Origin of the sequence: Actinoplanes derwentensis, from assembly GCF_900104725.1 — a bacterium.
Taxonomy (GTDB): Bacteria; Actinomycetota; Actinomycetes; order Mycobacteriales; family Micromonosporaceae; genus Actinoplanes; species Actinoplanes derwentensis.
Genome location: NZ_LT629758.1, coordinates 1,091,911 through 1,111,380 on the forward strand (window position 1 = coordinate 1,091,911; position 19,470 = coordinate 1,111,380).

The following is a 19,470-nucleotide window of genomic DNA, read 5'->3' on the forward strand; positions in this document are numbered from 1 at the left end:
CCGCCCGATGAAAGGACCCCCCTCATGCTGGATTCCCTATGGACGCCGACCGCTCTCGGTGGCATTTCTCTGCCGCACCGTCTGGTCATGGCCCCGATGACCCGTGACCGCTCGACACCCGAAGGCGTACCGACCGAGCTGAACGCCGAGTACTACGCCCAGCGGGCCTCGCACGCCCTCATCATCACCGAAGGGACCCAGCCGTCCGCCGACGGCCAGGGCTACCTGCTCACCCCCGGCATCCACGACGACGCCCAGATCGCCGGATGGCGCAAGGTCACCGACGCCGTGCACGCGGCCGACGGCCGGATCGTCATCCAGCTGATGCACACCGGCCGTATCGCGCACCCCGACAACACCCCGCACGGGCGCCAGCCGGTCGCACCGTCAGCGGTCCGGCCCGCAGGCGTGATGTTCACCGCGTCCGGGCCGCAGGAGATGCCGACGCCCCGCGCGCTGTCGACGCGGGAGGTCACGGCTACCGTCGACGACTTCCGCCGCGCCGCGGCCGCCGCCGTCGCGGCCGGCGCCGACGGTGTGGAGATCCACGGCGCCAACGGCTACCTGGTGCACCAGTTCCTGTCCGGCAACACCAACCAGCGCACCGACGAGTACGGCGGCTCGATCGAGGGTCGCATCCGCTTCGCCGTCGAGGCCGCCACCGCCGTGGCCGGCGAGATCGGCGCGGAGCGCACCGGGATCCGTATCTCTCCCGGCAACCCCTACAACGACATCGCCGAGTCCGACACCGCCGAGCTGTACCCGGCGCTCGTGAACGCCCTCAGCCCGCTCGGCCTGGCCTACCTGCACGTCATGCACGTGGGCGACGAGGAACTGCTCGGCACCCTGCGCGCGTTGTGGCCGAGCACGCTGATCCTCAACCGGGGCGGCACCGACCTGCCCGTCCGTGCCAAGGACATCGACAACGGCACCGCCGATCTCGTCTCCGTCGGGGCTCTCGCGCTCGCCAACCCGGACCTGGTGGAAAGGCTCCGCACCGGCGCACCGCTGAACACCCCCGACCCGGCGAGCTTCTACGGCGGCGGAGCGGCCGGCTACACCGATTACCCCACCCACACCGCCTGAGGAAACGAACCGTGGCCCTTCCCGAACCCCGCATCCCCACGACAGCAGGCGCAGGACCGGTGAGTTACGCGATCTTCCAACTCGCCCGCGCCCACCGCGCCTACGCCGCCGCCCTGCTCCGCGAGATGGACCTGCACCCCGGACAGGAACTGCTGCTCATGCACCTGCTCGACCGAGACGGTCAAACCCAGTCCGAACTACTCGACAGCGTCGGCCTGGACCACTCCACCGTCTCCAAGGCGCTACGCCGCATGCAGGAAGCCGGACTACTCGTCCGCGAACCGGCCGCCCACGACCGGCGCGTCCTGGTCGTCCGCCTCACCGACAAGGGCCGGGCCATGCGCGAGCCAATCGCAGCCCTGTGGAAGGCCCTGGAGGAGACCTCCGCCCAGAATCTGTCACAGCAGCAGACGGAGTCCTTCATCGAGACCGCGTACGCCATCACCGAAGCGATCGGCGGCCGCGCACTGCCGGAACAACCCAGGTGACTCCCGCTACCCACCGAACCCCTCGCATGACCTGACGGACCCGGTCGAGACGGGTCGACATCGGCCGGGACCGTCCGGTCAACATGCGAGAGGTGGCCGATGCGATCGGCAGACGGGCCGGAGAGAAGATCGAGGTGCGGGCCGTCCCGTCCGCCGTCGCCCGCACCGTGGGAGCCGTCACCGGTCGCTACCGGCAGTTTTGCTCGGCACCACTCGAGGAGGGACACACTCATGCACGGATCGATCATGCAGACGTACGCCGCCGAGTGCGCGGAGGAACTTCCCGGAGCCCATCTGGAGCATCCCTTCGGCCCGGACTGGGAGGTCTTCACGGTACGCGGCAAGATTTTCGTGCTGATGACCGAAGTCCCCGGGCGGCCCGTCGTGATCCTCAAGGCTGATCCCGGCGACGCCCAGGCTCTCCGGGAGCACAACCGCCACATCACACCCGGCTACCACATGAACAAGAGACATTGGATCACGCTGGAAGGCGGGTCAGGCATCGACAAGGAACTCGTCAGGGAACTCGTCACCGACTCCTACCTGCTCGTCGTCTCCCGCCTGCCCAAGGTCGAGCAGCCCGTCGACCCGGCCACCTTTGGCGCCGGCTCGCGGTGACCTGGTGAGCGCGGAAGGCCTCCCGGTTCCTCAGCGACACGGCCTTCCTTGCCGAACAGGGTTTGGTGAGCTCTGGTGGCGTGGAAGACGTCCTCTACGAGAGCGAGCGCACCCGTGTGGTCCGGGTGCGTCCCGCCGATGGTTCCCGCCCCGTCGTGCGTAAGCGGCCACTCGGGCCGAGCGCGGGTAGTCGGCTGCGCAACGAGTTGTTCATGCTGCGCCGGCTCGCGGGAGTCGAGGGGATTCCGGAACTCGCCGACGACCCCACGCCCGGCATCGTCGCCTTCGTCGACGTCCCGTCGCGTTCGCTGGCCTCGTTGCCGTCGCCGTGGAAGGCCGGGCCGCTGTTGAAGCTGGCCGGTGGACTGGCCACTCTGCTGGCGGCCATCCATCGTCGCGGTGTCGTACACCGCGATGTCAGTCCGGGCAACATCCTGGTGCCGCTGGTCGACGGTGTTGCGATGGTGGACCGGCGGCCCGTCCTGATCGACTTCGAACTGGCCACCTCGCTCACCGAGGACCGCTTCACCCCGGCCCGGGAGGAAGGCCTTGCTGGCACATTGCCCTACCTGGCCCCCGAGCAGACCGGCCGTACCGGCCGTCCGGTCGACAACCGCGCCGACCTGTACGCCCTGGGTGCCACCCTGTACGAACTGGAGACCGGGAATCCGCCGTTCGGCCGGGACGGGGACCCGCTTCAGCTGGTCCACTACCACCTGGCCCTGATGCCAGTACCGCCGGCCGAGCTGAACCCGGCGCTCCCCCGTCTGCTGTCCGACATCACGATGCGGCTTCTGTGTAAGGAACCGGAGCAGCGTTACCAGAGCGGCGAGGGGCTCGCCTACGACCTGGCGCGGCTCTGCGGCGGCGACACGGGATTCCCCCTCGGCGAGCGGGATTTTCCGATGCGACTTGCCCCACCGAGTCGACTGATCGGCCGGGACGAGGCCCTTGCGACACTGAACGGGAAGTTCGCTGGCGCAACCGCCGGTAGCCACGGCGTCGTCCTGGTAACCGGCCCGCCCGGGGCCGGTAAGACCGCGCTCGTCGACCGGCTGCGACCTGCCGTGACGGTGTCCGGTGGCCGGTTCGTCACCGGCAAGTTCGACCAGTACCGGCGAGACCTCGGCGCGGACGCCGTCGGGCAGGCGTTCTGCGCACTGGGCTCCCAGCTGCTGACGGAGCCGGACGAGGAGGTGGCCCGGCTGCGTGGGCGTCTGTTGGAGGTGCTGGGCCCGAATGCGAGCCTCGCGGCCGCTGTCATGCCACCGTTCGCGGCGCTGCTCGGCGTGACGCCCGATGAGAAAGCCGAGGATCCGCGCCTGATCGGAGCCCGTATCCTCCAGATCGGCCTGGGCTTGCTGCGTACGATCGCGAGCGGCACCCACCCGATTGTCTTCTTCCTCGACGACCTGCAGTGGGCCGGCCCGACCGCGTACGGCTTCTTGGACGCGGTCCTGGACGAGCCGGAGCTGCCAGGATTGTTGGTCTTGGGTGCGTTCCGCGAGGCCGAGGTGGACGAAGCGCACCCGCTCACCGCGATCCTGGCCCGGCTGCGCCGCATCGGTGGCGCAGCCACCGGGGAGTTGCGTCTGGACAATCTCTCCCCGGACGATATGGGTGCGCTGCTGGCCGAGATGCTGCGGCTGCCCGACCGGGAGGTGCAGCCGCTGGCGGAACTGCTCGGCGCGCGCACCGGCGGGAACCCGTTCGACACGGTGGAGTTGGTCAACGCACTGCGCCGGGAGGGCGCACTGGTGCCCGACGGCGACCGGTGGCGATGGGACCCCATGACGCTACGCAGGTTCGTCGGCCGTGGTGACGTGGTCGATCTGCTCGGCGCACGGATCGAGGCGCTGCCAGCGGCCACCCGAGAGATCCTTGAGGTGATGGCCTGCCTGGGCGGGGAAGTCGACCTGGAGTTGCTGAGGGCGGCGTCCGGCCTGACCGCTGAGGCGGTCGCGGCCGGGCTGCGGCCCGCGGCCGAGGACGGCCTGGTCACGGTGAACCGGGAGGGCATACCGGCAGCGAGCTTCCGGCACGACCGTGTGCAGCAGGCCGCGTACGGCCGGATGAACGCGGCCGTACGTTCCAGGCTGGGACTGGCCGTCGCTCGCCGGCTCGCCACCGTGCCCGAACACGCGCACGCCGCGGCCCGGCAGTACCTGTCCACGCTGGACGAGGTGATCGACCCCGGCGAACGTCGGCGGGCAGCGTCGGTGCTCCGCGGCGCGGCGGCCGCGGTCAGACTGGTCGCCAACCACGCCGCCGCGGAGACGTTCCTGGCCGGGGCGCTGGGCCTTCTCGACCCGGCTGATGACGACTACCGACCGATTCAGGCCGAGCGGCACGCCGCACTGTGCAACCTGGGCCGCTTCGCCGAGGCCGACGTGGTGTACGAGGTTCTGGAGGCGGCCGGCTCCGACCCGGTACAGCACGCCGCCACGGCCTGCGAGCAGATCGTCAGCCTCGCCAACCGCAACATGATGCCGGAGGCACTCCGGTTCGGCTTGGCAATGCTCGGCCGCCTCGGCATGCCGGTGCCGGCACCGGCCGAGATGGAAACAACCGCCCGCGCCGGCCTGGAGGCGGTGTACGCGTGGCTGGCCGGTGGCAGCGCAGCGGAGGACCTACGCCGGCCCGAGGTCACCGACTCGCGACTGGTCGCTGTGGCCGGCGTGATCGACCGCCTGCTCCCGCCCGCCTTCGTCTGCGATCACCCCACCATGGCCTGGCTGGTGTCATGGACCGCGATCATGTGGGCGGAGCACGGCCCGGCGGCTGCGCTGGTCGGCCCGCTCAGCCACGCCGGGCTCGTCACCATCCCGCTGTGCGGCGACTACCGCTCCGGGTACGAGGCAGTCCGCCGGGTGCTCGCGGTCAGCGAGGCGCGCGGGTACGAGCCGGCCACGGCGCAGGCCAAGTTCCGGCACGCGGTCGCCACGATTGCCTGGTTCGAGCCGCTCGAGGAAGGGGTGCGGCTGGCCCACGCGGCCCGCGACGGGCTGCTGCGCGGTGGGGACCTGCAGAACGCCTCATCGACCTACCTCGTGTCCACCGCCTACCTGCTCGACTGTGCTCCCGCCCTGGACACGTTCAGCGCCGAGGTAGAGGCCGCCCTGGCCCTGTGCGACCGGATCGGCAACCAGCACGCGGCCGCGAACCTCATCTCGTACCGCCAGCTGGGGCGAGCCCTGCGTGGGGAGACCGCACGACAGGACAGTTTCACGGACGCCACATTCGACGAGGGCACCTACCTGGAGAAGAACCGGGCCGCCTTCCCGATGGCGTGTGTCGCTTACCACGCCTGCCGGGCATTGGCTGCGGCTCTGTACGGCGATGAGGCGGCGCTCATACACCACAGCGCCGCATCGATGCGGCGGCCGCCCTTTCTCACCGCGACCTACGGCCAGGCGGTCGTCCACGTGCTGGGCGTGCTGGCCGCAGCCGTCCGAGCCCGCGATGCCGCCGGCCCCGACCGCGACGCCGCGCTCGCGGATCTGAGGCTCAGCCGAGAGTTCCTGGCCGCCCGCGCGGCCGACCAGCCCGGCAACTTCCGGCACCTGTGCCGCCTCGCCGAGGCGGAGACCGCCCGGCTGGCCGGCGACTTCGCCTCCGCCGCGGCAGCCTACGATCGCGCCGTCGACGATTCCGCCGGTGCCGGTCGCCCCTGGCACGCCGCGCTCATCGCCGAACGAGCCGGCCACTTCTTCCGGGCACACGGCCTCGATCACACCGGGCGGCACCTGCTGAGCGAGGCTTGCCGGCGGTACGCCGAGTGGGGCGCGCACGGAAAGGTCCGCCACCTGCAACAGGACCACATCGTCGTACCGCAAGCACCGGCCCGGGCCTCTCTGGGGATCACGAGCAGCATCACTCTCTCCGCTGACGTGATCGACCTGCTCGCCGTGCTGGAGGCGGCGCGGGCACTGAGCTCGGAGACCGACCTGGCGCGGCTGAGGGTGCGGGTCGAGCAAGTGCTCAGCGCGATGACCGGTGCCACCGCCGTGCACATGGTGCTCTGGGACGACGTCACCGCAATGTGGGTGCTGCCCGCCGATGCCGACTCGGGCCGCCCGGCGCTGGCCCTGCCGGACGCCGCCGGGCGCGGCCTGCTGCCGTTGACCGCACTGCGATACGCCGAGCGGACCCAGGAACCGATGCTGGTGGACGACGCGTCCCGGGACGACCGTGTCTCCCGGGATCCGTACTTCTCCGGCCTCGACCACTGCTCACTGCTGGTGGTCCCGGTACTCAGCCAGGGCGTCCCCCGCGCCATGCTGGTGCTGGAGAACCGGCTCACCCGGCGGGCCTTCTCAGCGGGCCGGCTCGACGCCGTGCAACTCATCGCCGGGCAACTGACCGTCTCCCTGGACAACGCCCTCGCCTACGCCTCATTGGAACGCAAGGTCATCGAGCGCACCAAGGCGCTGGGCGAGATGAACCGGCAGCTCGAACTGCTGACGCTCACCGACCCGCTGACCGGCCTCGCCAACCGGCGCCGACTCACCGACACACTCGACGCCGAGTGGCAGCGTGGGCTGCGTCTTGGCGAGCCGATCGGGCTCGCCATGATCGACATCGACAACTTCAAGAAGTACAACGACCACTACGGCCACCAGGGTGGCGACGAATGCCTCCGGCGTGTCGCCGGCACCCTCGCCGGCGCCGTACGCAACACCGACCTGGTCGCCCGCTACGGCGGCGAGGAATTCGCCGTCATCATGCCCGGCACGGCACTCGCCGATGCCGTCCGGGTGGCCGAACGGGTCCGCCGGACGGTGGCCGACCTGCACGAACCGCACGCCCTCTTGGATAGCGGCATCGTCACCATCAGCGTCGGCGTCAACGCCACGACACCGACCAGCGACAGCCACCCCGACCACCTCATCAAAATCGCCGATGAGGCGCTCTACCAGGCAAAGCGCGGTGGCCGCAACCGGGTCGCCACCAGTTGACAGCTGGCCTCGCCGGGTGTCAATCCGTCTCGGGTGACTCCTCGTGCGCGTGCAGTGAGCAGGCGTCGCTCTGGTGGGCTTCGAGGCCGTTCAGGACGGTCCGGGTGATCGTCGCGAGAGTGTCGAGACCGTCCGGCCCGAGGGGTTCGATGAACAGGGCGTGCACGGCTGCCGCGTGCTGGGGTGCCGCCCGGGCGATGACGGCGAGTCCTTCCTCGGTCAGGACGGCGTCGGGGTAGCGCGCCTCGTCCGAGGGCACGCGGTCGATCAGGCCGCGTTTGCCGGTCCGGGCGAGTTGATGGGAGAGCCGGCTCGGTTCCCATCCGGTGACGGTGGCCAGGGTGGCGACCGGCAGGCGGTGTCCCGGTGCCTCGGACAGCCGGGCGAGCAGTTCGAATTCGGTCACCGACATGCCGCTCGCCCGCTGGAGATGCTGCCGTAGATGGCGGTCGAGTTCGCGGACCATCGTCAGGTAGGCGCGCCAGGCCTTCTGCTGGCTGTCGTCGAGCCAATGTTCTTCCACCATGGTCACTGATCCTACCGGCTAGCTTGACGTATCAAGCTAGCCGGGCCTACCGTTGCTTGACGCGTCAAGCTAGCGAAGGGCTCACGGATGAGCGACAGACGAGTGATCACAGTTCTCGGAGCGACCGGCCGGCAGGGCGGCAGCGTGGTGCGGGCGATCGCCGCCGATCCGGACGGCGGATTCACCGCACGGGCAGTGACGCGTGACAAGAACAGCGCGAAGGCGAAGGAACTCGGCGACCTGGGCGTCGAGGTCGTCGAAGCCGATCTCGACGACGAGGCGGGCCTTCGGCGTGCGTTCGACGGTGCCCACGGTGCGTTCGTGGTGACGAACTTCTGGGAGCCGCTGGATGCCGGTTCGCAAGCGACGACCCGTACCGAACGCGAACGGGCGCAGGTCCGCAACGCGGCCGGCGCCGCCGCGGCGGCGGGGCTCCAGCACGTCATCTGGTCCACCCTCGAGGACACCCGGCGATACCTGCCGGGCGCTTCCCGGCCGGAGGGCGGCTACCCGGTGCCGCACGCCGACGGCAAGGCGGACGCGGACGCCTTCTTCCGGGACGCGGGGGTGCCGACGACCTTCGTCAACGCGCCGATGTACTACGAGATGCCGTTGACGTTGACCCCACCCCGGCGCGCCGAGAACGGCGCCGTCGTCCTGGCGTTGCCGATCGGAGCGGTCCAAGTGGTCAGCGGCACCGTCGAGAACGTCGGCCGCGTCGCGTACGGGATCTTCAAAGCCGGCGACCCGATGATCGGCCGGACCGTACCGATCGCCTCCGATCTGACCACCGGAGAGCAGTTCGCCGAAGGGATCGCCGCGGCGCTCGGTGAGCCCGTCCGATATGTTCCGCTCGACCCCGCCGCTCTTCTGGCGTCCGGCATGCCCGACGCCGAAGAAGTAGTGAACATGTTCCAGTTCTTCATCAACGCGGAGAAGGACCTGGTCGCCGGCGTCGACTTCGACCTGCTACGCCGCTTCGGCGCGGATCTCCAGCCCTTCGCCGACTGGGCGGTCGCCAACCGGGACCGCTTCCGTGCTCTGGGCCTCTGACCGCGGGGCACCCTTCGGGGCATGACCGACCCGGGTCTCCGCCTCGGCGAAGCCGGTGTCCTCGCCGCCGAGAGTCTCGCCCAGCTCGGTGCCGCCGTCGCTGATCGGCGTGGACAGGCTGGTGGAGTTGTAGGCGCGGGCACCTTCGAGGCCTTCGATGACCTCGTCCTCGCTGATCTCCAGGTACGTGGCGATGTCGGTGACGGTCGGCGCACGCCCGAGGGTGTGGCTGAGCGTGTTGTTGGCGCCGGTGATCGCCAGACGCGAGGACGAGGGACTCGCACTCCACTGCCGGATACCATGCGCAAGTCCGGTACCCCGGCCGGGTGATGTCAGAGCTTCACGACGAGGCCACGGCAGTCGTAAACGGCTCCGACTCCGGTGGGGCTGACAGTATCGGGACGTGCGTTCCTTGCTGCTTACCTCGATCATGGCGGCCGTGACCAGCGTCGTAATCGGTGTTGTCGCACCCGCCGCGGCCGACGACGGCTACCGGGCCTCGATCAAGACCATAGGTCTCGCTGACGCGCGCGCGATGACCGGGGTCTCGTGGCACCGGGGCTGTCCGGTGCCGATCTCGGACCTGCGCCGGGTGAAGTTGACACACTGGGGCTTCGACGGGGTCCGGCACCGCGGCGAGTTGATCGTCCACCAGAAGGTGGCGCGCAGCGTGGTGGATGCGTTCCGCGTGCTGTACTCGACGCGTTTTCCGGTCCGGACGATGCTTCCGGTGGATCGTTTCGGTGGCGATGATGACGCGTCGATGGCCGCCGACAACACCTCGGCGTTCAACTGCCGGCCGAAAACCGGCTCGACGAGCGGCTTCTCGGTGCACTCGTACGGCAAGGCCATCGACATCAACACGCTGGAGAACCCGTACGTCAAGGGCACGGTCGTGCAACCGCCGGCCGGCAAGACGTTCACGAACCGTGCGAACGTCCGGCCGGGCATGATCAAGCACGGTGACCGGGTCTGGCGGGCATTCACGACGCGCGGTTTCACCTGGGGCGGGGACTGGACGTCACTCAAGGACTACCAGCATTTCGAGGCCCCGATCTGACAGCGGCCGCAACCGTACGGCGAATCAAAGGACCCGGCCGTCAGACCGAGAAGCCGCCGTCGACGTTGATCACCGCGCCGGTGATGTACCGGGCGCCGTCGCCGGCGAGGTAGGCGACCGCCGTCGCGATCTCGGCCGGTGTTCCATAGCGGCCGAGCGCGGTGAAACCGGTGATCGTGGCTGCGGCCGGTCCGTCAGCCGGGTTCAGGTCTGTGCCGATCGGGCCGGGGTTGACCAGATTGACGGTGATACCGCGCGGGCCGAGGTCCCGGCTGAGCCCCTTCGTCAGGCCTACCAGGGCGGTCTTGCTCATCGAATACAGCGAGAAGCCCGGGAACACCGTGCGTTCCACTATGTTGCTTCCGATGGTGATGATCCGTCCACCGTCACCCATGTGCCTGGCCGCAGCCTTCGACGCTAGGAACGGCGCCCGCACGTTGACCGCCATCATGCGATCGAACTCCTCCAGCCCGAGATCCTCCACCGGCCCGACGAAGAACCACGCCGCGTTGTTGACCACAATGTCCAACCGCCCGAACTGGGCGACCGCACGGTCTACCGCGGTGGTCACCGCCTCCGGGGCGGCGCAATCCACCTGCAGCGCCATGCCGCGGCGGCCGAAGCCCTCGATCTGCTTCATCACGCCCGCGGCCTTGTCGTCGCGGTGCTGGAAGGTCAGCACCACGTCAGCGCCGTCCTCGGCCAACCGTGCCGCCACACCGGCGCCGATGCCCCGGCTCCCGCCGATCACCAATGCCACCTTGCCGTCGAGATCGTTTGTCATGTCCCCACTGTCGTCTTCACACGCGCGCTCGTCTGGCGACAATCGGACCCGGCGTTCGCCAGCGGGGTCGTCTCTGACCGCGCCCCGACAGCCGCCCGCAGCGACTGGTCGAACGACGAGCGAACCGGAATCACCGGACAGTCTGGACCTCGCCGGGCCTCAACGAGTGGCACAGGATCACCAAGGCCCTCCGGCGTGGTGGCCAGGTGCAACTACCCATGGCTGACCTCGATCAGGTGGGTCAACAGAATCGGCCCGGGCGACGCTCCAGGTGTTCGCGTTGAATTACCGGGCGGGAGACACCGGGAGAACCGGGTTCGTTGGTGTGGTGTTCAACCGGGCGCCGTGCCGGTGTCGTGCGGGGTGGGCAACCATCGGTGGAGACGACATCGATCGATCGAGGTCTGGACATGTTCGTTCTGACAGTGGGCGCGCTCGCGCTGCTCGGTGGTACCACCTGGCTTGCTCTGCAGGAGTCGGTGGCCGCCGACCCGGACCGGCATCACCGGCTGACCGCGACCGGCCTGCTCCTGTGCCTGCTGACCGGCCTGGCCGCCGTGGCGGCAGCCATGCTGATCTGACCGTGAGAACGTGCCGGGCAGCCATGCTGACCTGACCGCGGGAACGTGCCGGCCCGCCGTACCGGAATGAAATCTGCTCGGATTTTGAACCGTCGGGTGGGGTGCCGCCGTAATGCCCTGTGGAAGTCCAGGTGGTTACGGAAGGGCGGGGCGGGTTTCGTGGCACCGGCACTCCACACGGAGTACTCGACTGACCCTGCGCAGTATCGGCGGCAGGGTGGGATTCCGCGGCAGCGTGTCGCGTTCGTCCAGACGGGCGAGGACGAAACGCCGATGATGCCCGGCTCCGGACCGGACATGTATCAGACCGACTGGGCGCCGCGCCGCCGCCGTAAGGGCCGCCGCCGGGCCAAACGGACCGGTCGCACGGTGGCGCTGCTGGTGGCGGTCAGTGCGGTCGGCGCCGCCGTGGGCGGGGTCATCGCCGTCGGCGGGACCGGGCTGCCGGGTACGGCACCGGTCACGGTCGACGCCGCGGTCCAGCAACGGCAGATCGTCCCGGAGGCCGCCAGCCGGGGCCGCGTGCGAGTATCGCCGGCGCCGTCGGCGTCGTCGAAGGCCGCGTCCACGAAGTCGGCCCAGGTCACCAAGTCGCCGGCGAAACCGCAACCGCCGGAGCCGGTGACCGGTCTCAGCCAGGCGCAGATGAACAACGCCGCGGTGATCGTGCGGGTCGCCCAGAAGCGCAAACTGCCCCGCCGGGCGATGCTGGTCGCGATGATGACCGGCCTGCAGGAGTCCAGCCTGCGTAACCTGGCCAACCCGACCGTCGCGGGCTCGCTGAGCCTGCCGCACGAGGACAGCGGCGACAACTTCGACTCGCTCGGTGTCTTCCAGCAGCGCCCGAGTCAGGGCTGGGGTTCGGTGAAGGAGCTGATGACGCCGAGTTACGCCGCGGGCGCCTTCTACGAGAAGCTGGTCGAGATCGACGACTGGGAGTCGAAGGATCTCGGTGAGGCGGCGCAGGCGGTGCAGCGGTCGGGGGTTCCGGACGGCTACGACAAGCATGAGGACCGGGCGGCCGAGGTCGTCGACGCGCTGTTGTGAGTCAGGCGTAGGTTGGTCCGATGCGGCTGGACGCGTTCGGGGTTCTCACGGCCGAAGTGGATGGTCAACCGGTCAATCTGGGGCCGCTCAAGCAGCGCATGCTTCTCGGGTTGCTGCTGTGCGGGGCCGGTGCGGAGATCCCCTCCGAGGAGTTGATCGCGGCGCTGTGGAGTTCGCCGCCGCCGGCGTCGGCCGGAAACAACCTACGGACTTATGTGTACGGGTTGCGCAGAGTCCTCGGCAAGGACGTCATCACCGGCAACGGGCGCCCGGGCTACCGGTTCCAGGCCGGCGGGCTGGCGGTGGACGTCCTGGAGTTCGAGGAGTCGTGCCGCGCGGCGGAGGCGGCCACCGGCCCGGACGAGCAGCGTGCCGCTCTGACGGCCGCGGTGGCGCTGCGGCGAGGGCCGGCGTTCGCGGACATCGGTGAGTCGCGGGTGATCGCCGCCGAGGCGGCCCGGCTGGAGGAGCGCTGGCTGCTGGCCGTGGAGCAGCTCCGCGAGCTGGATCTGCGACAGGGCCGGGCCGAGGAGCTGGTGGGGGAGCTGACCGGACTGGTGGACCGTCACCCGTACCGGGAAAGGCTCATCTCGCTCTTGATGCTGGCGTTGTATCGCTCGGGGCGGCAGACCGAGGCGCTGGCGGTCTATCGGCGGGCGGCGGCCACGCTCGCCGAGGAGTTGGCGGTGGAGCCGGGGCCGGAGCTGACCGAATTGCATCGGTCGATGCTGCGGCAGGACACCGGGCTGGACCGGCCGGCCCCGCCGGTGGCCACCACGTCGGTGCGGCCGGCCGAGATTCCGCCGGGGTCGGTGCATTTCACCGGGCGGATCCGGGAGAGTGACGCCCTGACCGCGGCGCTGGCGGCCGGCCGGAGTTCCCGGACGGTGCCGGTGATCGCGGTGGTGGGCCCGGCCGGGGTGGGCAAGACGTCGCTGGTGGTGGAGTGGTCCCAGCAGATCGCGCCGGAGTTCCCGGACGGGCAGATCTTCGCGGACCTGCGCGGGTTCAGTGCCGAGCCGGCGACCGGGACCGCGGACGCGCTACGGCGGCTGCTGTGGTCGCTCGGCGTGGAGGCGAACCGGGTGCCGGGGACAGTCGAGCAGGCGTCCGCGTTGCTGCGGTCGATGCTGTACAGCAAGCGGCTGCTGATGGTGCTGGACAACGTGAGTTCGGCGGCTCAGGTGGCGCCGCTGATGCCCGGCGGGCACGGCAACGCGGTCGTCGTCACCAGCCGTAGCCGGCTCGGCGGGCTGACCGCCCGGTACGGTCTGCAGCAGGTGCAACTCGACGCGCTGGCCGAGAACGAGGCGTTGTCGCTGGTGCGCCGGATCGTCGGGCCGCGCCGGTCGGAGGCCGAACCGGCCGCGGTCCGGGAGCTGGCCCTGCGGTGCGGGCACCTTCCGCTGGCGCTGTGCATCGCGGCGGCCAACATCGCCGAGGAACCGGCCCGCAGCATCGGCGACTACCTGGCCGCTTACCGGGACGGGATCTGGGTGCGCGCGCTGCGAGCGGCCGGCGACCCGGACCGTACCGTGGTGGCCGCTTTTGATCTGTCGTTGCGGCGTCTTACCGAGAGCCAGCAACGGCTGCTGATCCTGCTCGGCCTGGTGCCGGGGCCGAACTTCACGGCGGACGTCGCCGCGGCTCTGGCCGACGTCGATCTGATCACCGCCGAGGACGATCTGTTGCGGCTGGTCGACGCGCACCTGGTCCGGCGTACGGCGACGGCGCGTTTCGCTTTTCACGATCTGATTCGGGAGTACGCGCGAGGCAGGTCGGAGATGGTCGGGGAGAGGGACCGGGCTGCCGCACTGACCAGGCTCTACGCCTTCTACCGGGACATGTCGGACGTGGCGGACCGGGTGCTGCAGCCCGGGGCGCTGCGGCTGCCGATGCAACGCCGGATCATGAAGACCGACCGGCAGGCCGCCCAGACCTGGTTCGCCGAGGAACGTGACAACCTGGTCGCCGCCTGCCGGGCCGGTGTCGAACCCGAGGTGACCACCCGCCTTGCGGACGCCACCGCCGGATACCTGTGGACCCGGGTCGACCTGGACGCCTGGTCGTCGATCGCCGAGGCGGAGGCGCACGCGGCCACCGCCACCGGGGACGTGCAGGCCTCGGCCGCCGCGGAGATCGCCCTGGCCCGGATCGCCGACGCCCGGTGCGACTTCACCGCCGGGGTGGCCCGCTACGGCGCCGCGGTGGAACTGGCCCGCAAGGCGCGCTGGCGTGAGGGTGAGGGGGTTGCGCTCGGGTCGATGGCGGCACTGCACGGCGAGCTGGGCAACCCTGATCTCGCGGTACGCCAGCTGCAGGCCGCTCGGGTGATCAACCAGGAGATCGGGTCCCGTCTGCAGGAGGGCCGGACCCTGCTGCTGATGGGCGCCTACCGGGTCGACCAGGGCGAACTGGACCTGGCCGAGGACCTGTTCAGGCAGGCCATGGCGTTGATCGAGCAGGAGGGCTCGCGGATCGGCCGGGCCATCATCCTGGACAACATGGCCGAACTCGCCCTGATGCGGCGCCGGTTCGACGAGGCCGCCGGTCACGCCGAGGAAGCGGTCCGGATCTGCGACGAGATCAACCACGTCGCCTGCAAGATCTCGTCGACCGTCGCGCTGTCGGCCGTACATCGGGGCCGGGGTGACGCGGCGGCGGCTCTGCCGTTCGCGCAGCGGGCCCTCGCCATGTCGACCACGCCGGACGCCCGGGATCTGGGCGTCGCCCTGCACGAGACGGCCGAGGTGTACGACGCGCTGGGTGAGCCGGTGCGGGCGGTCGAATACCACCGGGCCGCGTACCGGCTGACCAACGACGCCCAGACCCGCTGGCTGGGCATCTCGCACGCGATCGCGCTCGGGCTGGCCGAGGCGCGCCTGCCGGTGTCGGGTGACCGCCCGGCCCCGCCCGATCTGGATCAGGCGCTGGCCGACGCCAGGGACTGCGGGTACCGCGGTCTGGAAGGTGCCGCCCTGGCCGCGCTGGCCGAAGTCCACGGGGACGCCGATCAGGCCTGGCAGGCGCGGAAACTGCAGAGCGAGTCCGGCTGGCGTACCGACCCGCGCCTGCTGGACGCACTGGTGGCCGGCGCGGAAGGTGCTCCGCGCCGGCCGTGAACGTCACCTGGTGCTGAGGGTCGCCCGGATCGCGACCGGGTGCGTGGTGCGGGCCTCGACGTCGATGGTGACCGCCCGGGTGGTGCGGTTCTTCCAGTAGAGGCGCTTGATGCCGTTCGGCGCGAGCTGCACGGCCGGGCTGGCCACCACTCGCCCGGTGGCCCGGTCCTTGATCCGGAACTGGACCCGGCGGCCAGACGAGCTGTTCAGAGCCAGGAAGACCTGCTGGTTGCGGCTGACCTTGACCCCGTCACCGGTGCACTTGGTCCAGGTCGCGGCCCGCCGGACCGTACAGCCGATCCGTTTGGTCACGGCCTTCGCGGTGACCGCGGACGCCGTGGTGACCGTGGGCGCCGCCGGTGCGGCCTGGGCCGGGGCTCCGACCGCCAAGGCGGCGGCGAGGAGCGTGACGATGATGCCGGCGCGGTTCCCGATGGGCGTCATCAGACGTTCTTGATCTTGCCGCGGTACGTGTACTTACCGTTGCCGTAGAGCCCGAACGAGCCCTCGACCCCGTTGCCACCGATGCAGCCCAACTTCGGGACGCACTGGTGCCAGATGCCGGTGACGGTGACCGCGAGGCTGTAGTGGTTCGCCCGGGTCCAGACCTTCGCCGCCTTCACGCTCTTGATCCGGACACCCGGGTACTCGCCGTGACCCTTGAGGTAACCGGTCGTGGTTCCCTTGTTGAGAATCTTCTTGCCGTTGTACGTCCAGGCCGCGGTCAGGTGGAACTCGAAGCCGTTACCGACGCTCAGGAACGACTTGACCTTCACGTACCGATCGACCTTCTTGGTCTTCCACTTCTTCACGGCCGTGACCGTGACCTTCTCGGTGACCTTCGCACTGGTCACGTCCAGGGTCTGCGCGGCCAGGTCCGGCCGGGTCAGCAGAGCGGTCCGCTGCGCGCCACTGTAGACACCGGCGTCCGCTCCGGCCGCCACGATCTGGTAGAACTGCACGTCGCTGAGGGCGACGGGCTTACTCGGAACAGCGGCACTGGCGGCCCCCGGAGCAGCGACCAGAGTGCCGGCCATGGCGACCAGCCCAGCGGTGACACAGGCGAGCCGGATGAATGTTCTACGCATCGACGATGCCTTCCGTTGTGGATTTCCCGACATCCACGAACTTAGGTATCCGCTGTATACGCCCCGTATATCATCTGTACGCCGCTGCCCCCATGCGTTCGTGGAGGGCCCGAAGCTCGGTGCCGCCTGCCTGGCGGCGGGAACGGTCCAGCAGGAGCCGGATGGCGGCGGCCAGCTCGGGACACGTGCGCACGTGCTGCGGCGCGACGCGTCGTCCTTTGTTCGGGTCGTGCTCGCGGCGTTGCGGGCACACTGATGACTTCGGTCCGGCCCGGGAAGCGGTGATCGCAGACCCGGTGCGTGATCGTTTCGGATCGGTTGCCAGGATCACGGCATGTCACCGGAGCTTGGAGAGCGCCGCTCGCTGGAGCCTGGCGAGCGGCGCTCATCGGAGCCTGGCGAGCGTTGCGAGGTGGCGGGAGTCTCGGAGCAGCGCACGTTTCTCGCCGCGCGGATCGACCGGTGGGGGCGGGAGCGGCCCAGCTCGCAGGACCTTCTGGTCGCCGGGCTGATGTGGCTGTTCCTCGGGTTGCCGGGGCTGGCGCTGGCCGGGGTCACCGGGCTGGCCGTGGGCACGCTGACGATCGGGGCGCTGGCGTTGCGGCGGCGGTCTCCGGTGGGGGTGCTGGGGTGGTCGGTGGGCGTGTTCGCCGTACAACTGCTGGTGGTCCCGATTCCGCTGCCGGCCAACGCGGCGCAGGCGGTGGTCGTCTACACCGTGGCCGCCCACGTCGGCTCGTCGGCCGTACGAACGCTGGCTCTGGGTCTGGGGGTCCTCGGGTCTCTGGCCGGTGGGTTCCGGTGGAGCACCCCGCCCCGGTACCTGCCGAACGCACTGGTGATCGGCGTGATCCTCGCGGTCTGCACAGCGCTGATCTGGGTGATCGGGGAGCTGGTGCGCGGTGGGCGGGTCAACACGGCGGCGCTGCACGAGGCCCTGCGCCGGCAGGAACGCCTGGTGGCCCAGCAGCGGCGGGTGCTCGCGGCCGCGGAGATCCACGACATCGTGGCGCACTCGCTCACCGTGGTGATCGTGCAGGCCGACGCAGCCGCGTATGCCGCCGAGCACGGGCGGTCGTGGCAGCGGGCCGACGCGGGCGCGGCGCTCACCACGGTCGCGGGTACGGCCCGGACGGCTCTCGCCGAGGTTCGCGGGGTGATCGAGATGCTGCACCGGCCGGAGCCCGCCGAACAATCGCCGGGTGCCGCGGTGACCTGGGACCAAGTGCGCCGGTTGATCGAGTCGGTGCGGGCCGCCGGCCTGCCGGTCGACCACACGGGCGCACCCGCGTGGTTCGACGAGCTGCCGGGCGAGGTCCGGCTCACGGTGTTCCGTGCGGTCCGCGAGGCGTTGACGAACGTCCTCAAACACGCCGGCGCCGGAGCCACCGCCGAGCTGACGTTCGACCGTGACGGTGACACGGTCCGCGTGCGTGTCGAGGACGACGGCCCGGCCGGGAACACGCCGGTGGAGCCGGGGCACGGCCTGACCGGGCTGCGGGAACGGCTGCGCCCGCTGGACGGGGTGCTGACGGCCGGGCCCCGGCTGTCCGGCGGGTTCGCCGTCGACGTCACGATCCCGGGAGGACGGCGATGAGCGGCGGGCCGATCCGGGTGTTCCTGGTCGACGACCAGGAACTGGTCCGGACCGGATTCGAGCTGATCCTGGGTACGACATCCGACCTGCTCGTGGTCGGTTCGGCCGGGGACGCGGCGACCGCGATCGCCCGGCTCAGCACCACCGCCCCGCGGGCCGACGTCGTCCTGATGGACATCCGGATGCCCGGAATGGACGGTGTCACGGCCACCCGGCATCTGACGGCGCTCCCGGACCCGCCGCGAGTGGTCATGCTGACCACGTTCGACGCGGACGATCTGCTGGTCGCGGCGTTACGGGCGGGTGCGGCCGGCTACCTGCTCAAGGACGCGGGCGCCGCCGAGCTGGTGGCCGCGGTCCGGGCCGCCGCCGCGGGTGAGGCGCCGGTGTCACCCCGGCTGGTGCGCCACCTGATCGACTCCTTCCTGCTGTCCGCCCCGCCGGAACCGGCCCGCCGTCCGGCTCATCCCGGCCTGGAGCGGCTCACCGGGCGGGAGCGGGAGATCCTGGCAGCGGTGGGTCTCGGCCTGACCAACACCGAGATCGCGGTACGCCTGTCGGTGGCCGAGTCGACCGTCAAGACCCATCTGGGGTCGGTGCTGCGCAAGCTCGGCATCCGGGATCGGGTGCAGGCCGTCATCGTCGCGCAGACGATCGGCTGACGGCGAGCACCGCGACACACGCGGCGGTGCCGAGCAGCACGAACAGTCCGGTGTCCCCGGCCAGGTATTCGTCGACGAGCGCCGGCCGGTCCGTCGTGATGACGTGGGCGCCCAGCATCGCGAAGGTGGCGTTGTGGGCGAAGTGGGCCAGCACCGCCGGCCAGACACTGCCGGTGTCGTCACGGAACCGGCCGAACAGCAGGGAGAACACCAGCACCGAGGCGGCGAACAGCGGCAGGACCAGCCAGAGTGACCCGTCGGCGTGGTAGTACGGGGTGAACACGATGTACGGCACGTGCCAGGCCACCCACACCACGCCGACCGCCAGCCGCGCCGCCCGCTCGCCGAGGAACCTCAGCCGTGGTTGCAGATAGCCGCGCCAGCCGAGTTCCTCGGCGAACGCCAGCAGCGGCCCGGTGACGCACAGCGCCAGCAGGTCGGTGGCCCACGCGCCGTCCGGCAGGGTCAGCCGGGCGAACCCGGCGGCGGCGACCGCACCGGTGGCGACGACCGAGACCCCCGTGGTGGTCAGCAGGACGAGGGTCCAGGAGCGCACCCCGAGCCGGGCGAGCCCGAGCCGCCGCCAGCCCGCCCGGGAGTGCCCTTCGCGGGTCACCGCGAGCATCATCACCAGCGTGACCAGAAGTGGTGACAACGCCAGCAGGAGCCCGCCGGCGACGGTGGCCGTGCCCGCGGAGACCGCGAGGACGAGCACGATGAAGGTGATCGCGGTGGCGCGATCGGAGAGGTTCACGAACATGCGCCAAGTCTTCGGATTCCGGGCCCGGCAGGCTTCCACC

Annotated in this window: 17 protein-coding genes and 1 pseudogene; 12 read left to right on the top strand and 6 right to left on the bottom strand. The window is 70.4% G+C overall.

The genetic code is table 11. From position 1 onward, the window contains the following. Nucleotides 1-24: 24 nt before the first annotated feature. From BLU81_RS04800 to BLU81_RS04815, 4 genes are all read left to right on the top strand, one after another. The gene (locus tag BLU81_RS04800) at nt 25-1,086 is read left to right on the top strand and encodes an alkene reductase (protein WP_092541978.1); all 1,062 of its coding nucleotides are present in this window, start codon (nt 25-27) and stop codon (nt 1,084-1,086) included. A 59-nt stretch (nt 1,087-1,145) separates the two neighbouring features. Then, entirely contained in the window at nt 1,146-1,574 is a 429-nt protein-coding gene (locus BLU81_RS04805) for a MarR family winged helix-turn-helix transcriptional regulator (protein ID WP_197686119.1), read from the top strand. Between the two features lie 231 nt (nt 1,575-1,805). Then, a complete protein-coding gene (locus BLU81_RS04810) occupies nt 1,806-2,192 on the top strand; it encodes an MmcQ/YjbR family DNA-binding protein (protein WP_092541982.1) in 387 nt (128 codons plus the stop codon). An 80-nt stretch (nt 2,193-2,272) separates the two neighbouring features. Then, nucleotides 2,273-7,150 (top strand): diguanylate cyclase, encoded by a 4,878-nt coding sequence (locus BLU81_RS04815; RefSeq protein WP_092541984.1) that lies wholly within the window; start codon nt 2,273-2,275, stop codon nt 7,148-7,150. A gap of 19 nt (nt 7,151-7,169) precedes the next feature. On the opposite strand, the gene BLU81_RS04820 is transcribed toward BLU81_RS04815, so the two are convergent. Next, on the bottom strand, nt 7,170-7,676 hold the full coding sequence (locus BLU81_RS04820; RefSeq protein ID WP_092556602.1) for a MarR family winged helix-turn-helix transcriptional regulator: 507 nt from the start codon (nt 7,674-7,676) through the stop codon (nt 7,170-7,172). An 87-nt stretch (nt 7,677-7,763) separates the two neighbouring features. On the opposite strand from BLU81_RS04820, the gene BLU81_RS04825 reads away from it, so the two are divergent. Continuing rightward, nucleotides 7,764-8,729, top strand: coding sequence for an NmrA/HSCARG family protein (locus BLU81_RS04825; RefSeq protein ID WP_092541986.1), 966 nt, complete (start codon nt 7,764-7,766; stop codon nt 8,727-8,729). On the opposite strand, the pseudogene BLU81_RS04830 reads toward BLU81_RS04825, so the two are convergent. Then, nucleotides 8,718-8,993: pseudogene (locus BLU81_RS04830) on the bottom strand (sigma-70 family RNA polymerase sigma factor); the annotation flags it as partial. The gene BLU81_RS04825 and the pseudogene BLU81_RS04830 overlap by 12 nt on opposite strands. Before the next feature lie 175 nt (nt 8,994-9,168). Between BLU81_RS04830 and BLU81_RS04835 the strand changes: the two are divergent. After that, the gene (locus BLU81_RS04835; protein WP_157751243.1) at nt 9,169-9,789 is read left to right on the top strand and encodes a M15 family metallopeptidase; all 621 of its coding nucleotides are present in this window, start codon (nt 9,169-9,171) and stop codon (nt 9,787-9,789) included. A gap of 40 nt (nt 9,790-9,829) precedes the next feature. On the opposite strand, the gene BLU81_RS04840 is transcribed toward BLU81_RS04835, so the two are convergent. After that, on the bottom strand, nt 9,830-10,573 hold the full coding sequence (locus BLU81_RS04840; protein WP_092541990.1) for an SDR family NAD(P)-dependent oxidoreductase: 744 nt from the start codon (nt 10,571-10,573) through the stop codon (nt 9,830-9,832). A 410-nt stretch (nt 10,574-10,983) separates the two neighbouring features. On the opposite strand from BLU81_RS04840, the gene BLU81_RS47590 reads away from it, so the two are divergent. From BLU81_RS47590 to BLU81_RS04850, 3 genes are all read left to right on the top strand, one after another. Beyond that, a complete protein-coding gene (locus tag BLU81_RS47590; RefSeq protein ID WP_157751245.1) occupies nt 10,984-11,154 on the top strand; it encodes a hypothetical protein in 171 nt (56 codons plus the stop codon). A gap of 297 nt (nt 11,155-11,451) precedes the next feature. Next, complete coding sequence (locus BLU81_RS04845) at nt 11,452-12,201, top strand: hypothetical protein (RefSeq protein ID WP_157751247.1); 750 nt, start codon at nt 11,452-11,454, stop codon at nt 12,199-12,201. A gap of 20 nt (nt 12,202-12,221) precedes the next feature. Beyond that, nucleotides 12,222-15,323 (top strand): AfsR/SARP family transcriptional regulator, encoded by a 3,102-nt coding sequence (locus BLU81_RS04850; protein ID WP_092541994.1) that lies wholly within the window; start codon nt 12,222-12,224, stop codon nt 15,321-15,323. 3 nt (nt 15,324-15,326) lie between these two features. Here BLU81_RS04850 and BLU81_RS04855 read toward each other — a convergent pair whose 3' ends face one another. Together BLU81_RS04855 and BLU81_RS04860 are read right to left on the bottom strand one after the other, a co-directional pair. Continuing rightward, nucleotides 15,327-15,767 carry a hypothetical protein gene (locus BLU81_RS04855; protein WP_092541996.1) on the bottom strand — a complete coding sequence of 147 codons (441 nt, stop codon included), beginning with the start codon at nt 15,765-15,767 and terminating at the stop codon, nt 15,327-15,329. Continuing rightward, entirely contained in the window at nt 15,767-16,411 is a 645-nt protein-coding gene (locus BLU81_RS04860) for a hypothetical protein (protein ID WP_092541998.1), read from the bottom strand. The genes BLU81_RS04855 and BLU81_RS04860 overlap by 1 nt, the downstream gene beginning before the upstream one ends. A gap of 100 nt (nt 16,412-16,511) precedes the next feature. Here BLU81_RS04860 and BLU81_RS47595 point away from each other — a divergent pair, with 100 nt between their 5' ends. The 3 genes from BLU81_RS47595 to BLU81_RS04870 all read left to right on the top strand — a co-directional run bounded on the left by BLU81_RS47595 (nt 16,512) and on the right by BLU81_RS04870 (nt 18,670). Further along, nucleotides 16,512-16,667: a hypothetical protein gene (locus tag BLU81_RS47595; protein WP_157751249.1), complete on the top strand. Its 156-nt coding sequence runs from the start codon at nt 16,512-16,514 to the stop codon at nt 16,665-16,667. 156 nt (nt 16,668-16,823) lie between these two features. Further along, the gene (locus BLU81_RS04865; protein ID WP_092542000.1) at nt 16,824-18,008 is read left to right on the top strand and encodes a sensor histidine kinase; all 1,185 of its coding nucleotides are present in this window, start codon (nt 16,824-16,826) and stop codon (nt 18,006-18,008) included. Further along, on the top strand, nt 18,005-18,670 hold the full coding sequence (locus BLU81_RS04870; RefSeq protein WP_092542002.1) for a response regulator: 666 nt from the start codon (nt 18,005-18,007) through the stop codon (nt 18,668-18,670). The genes BLU81_RS04865 and BLU81_RS04870 overlap by 4 nt, the downstream gene beginning before the upstream one ends. On the opposite strand, the gene BLU81_RS04875 is transcribed toward BLU81_RS04870, so the two are convergent. After that, a complete protein-coding gene (locus BLU81_RS04875; RefSeq protein ID WP_092542004.1) occupies nt 18,645-19,430 on the bottom strand; it encodes a CPBP family intramembrane glutamic endopeptidase in 786 nt (261 codons plus the stop codon). The genes BLU81_RS04870 and BLU81_RS04875 overlap by 26 nt on opposite strands. Nucleotides 19,431-19,470 lie beyond the last annotated feature (40 nt).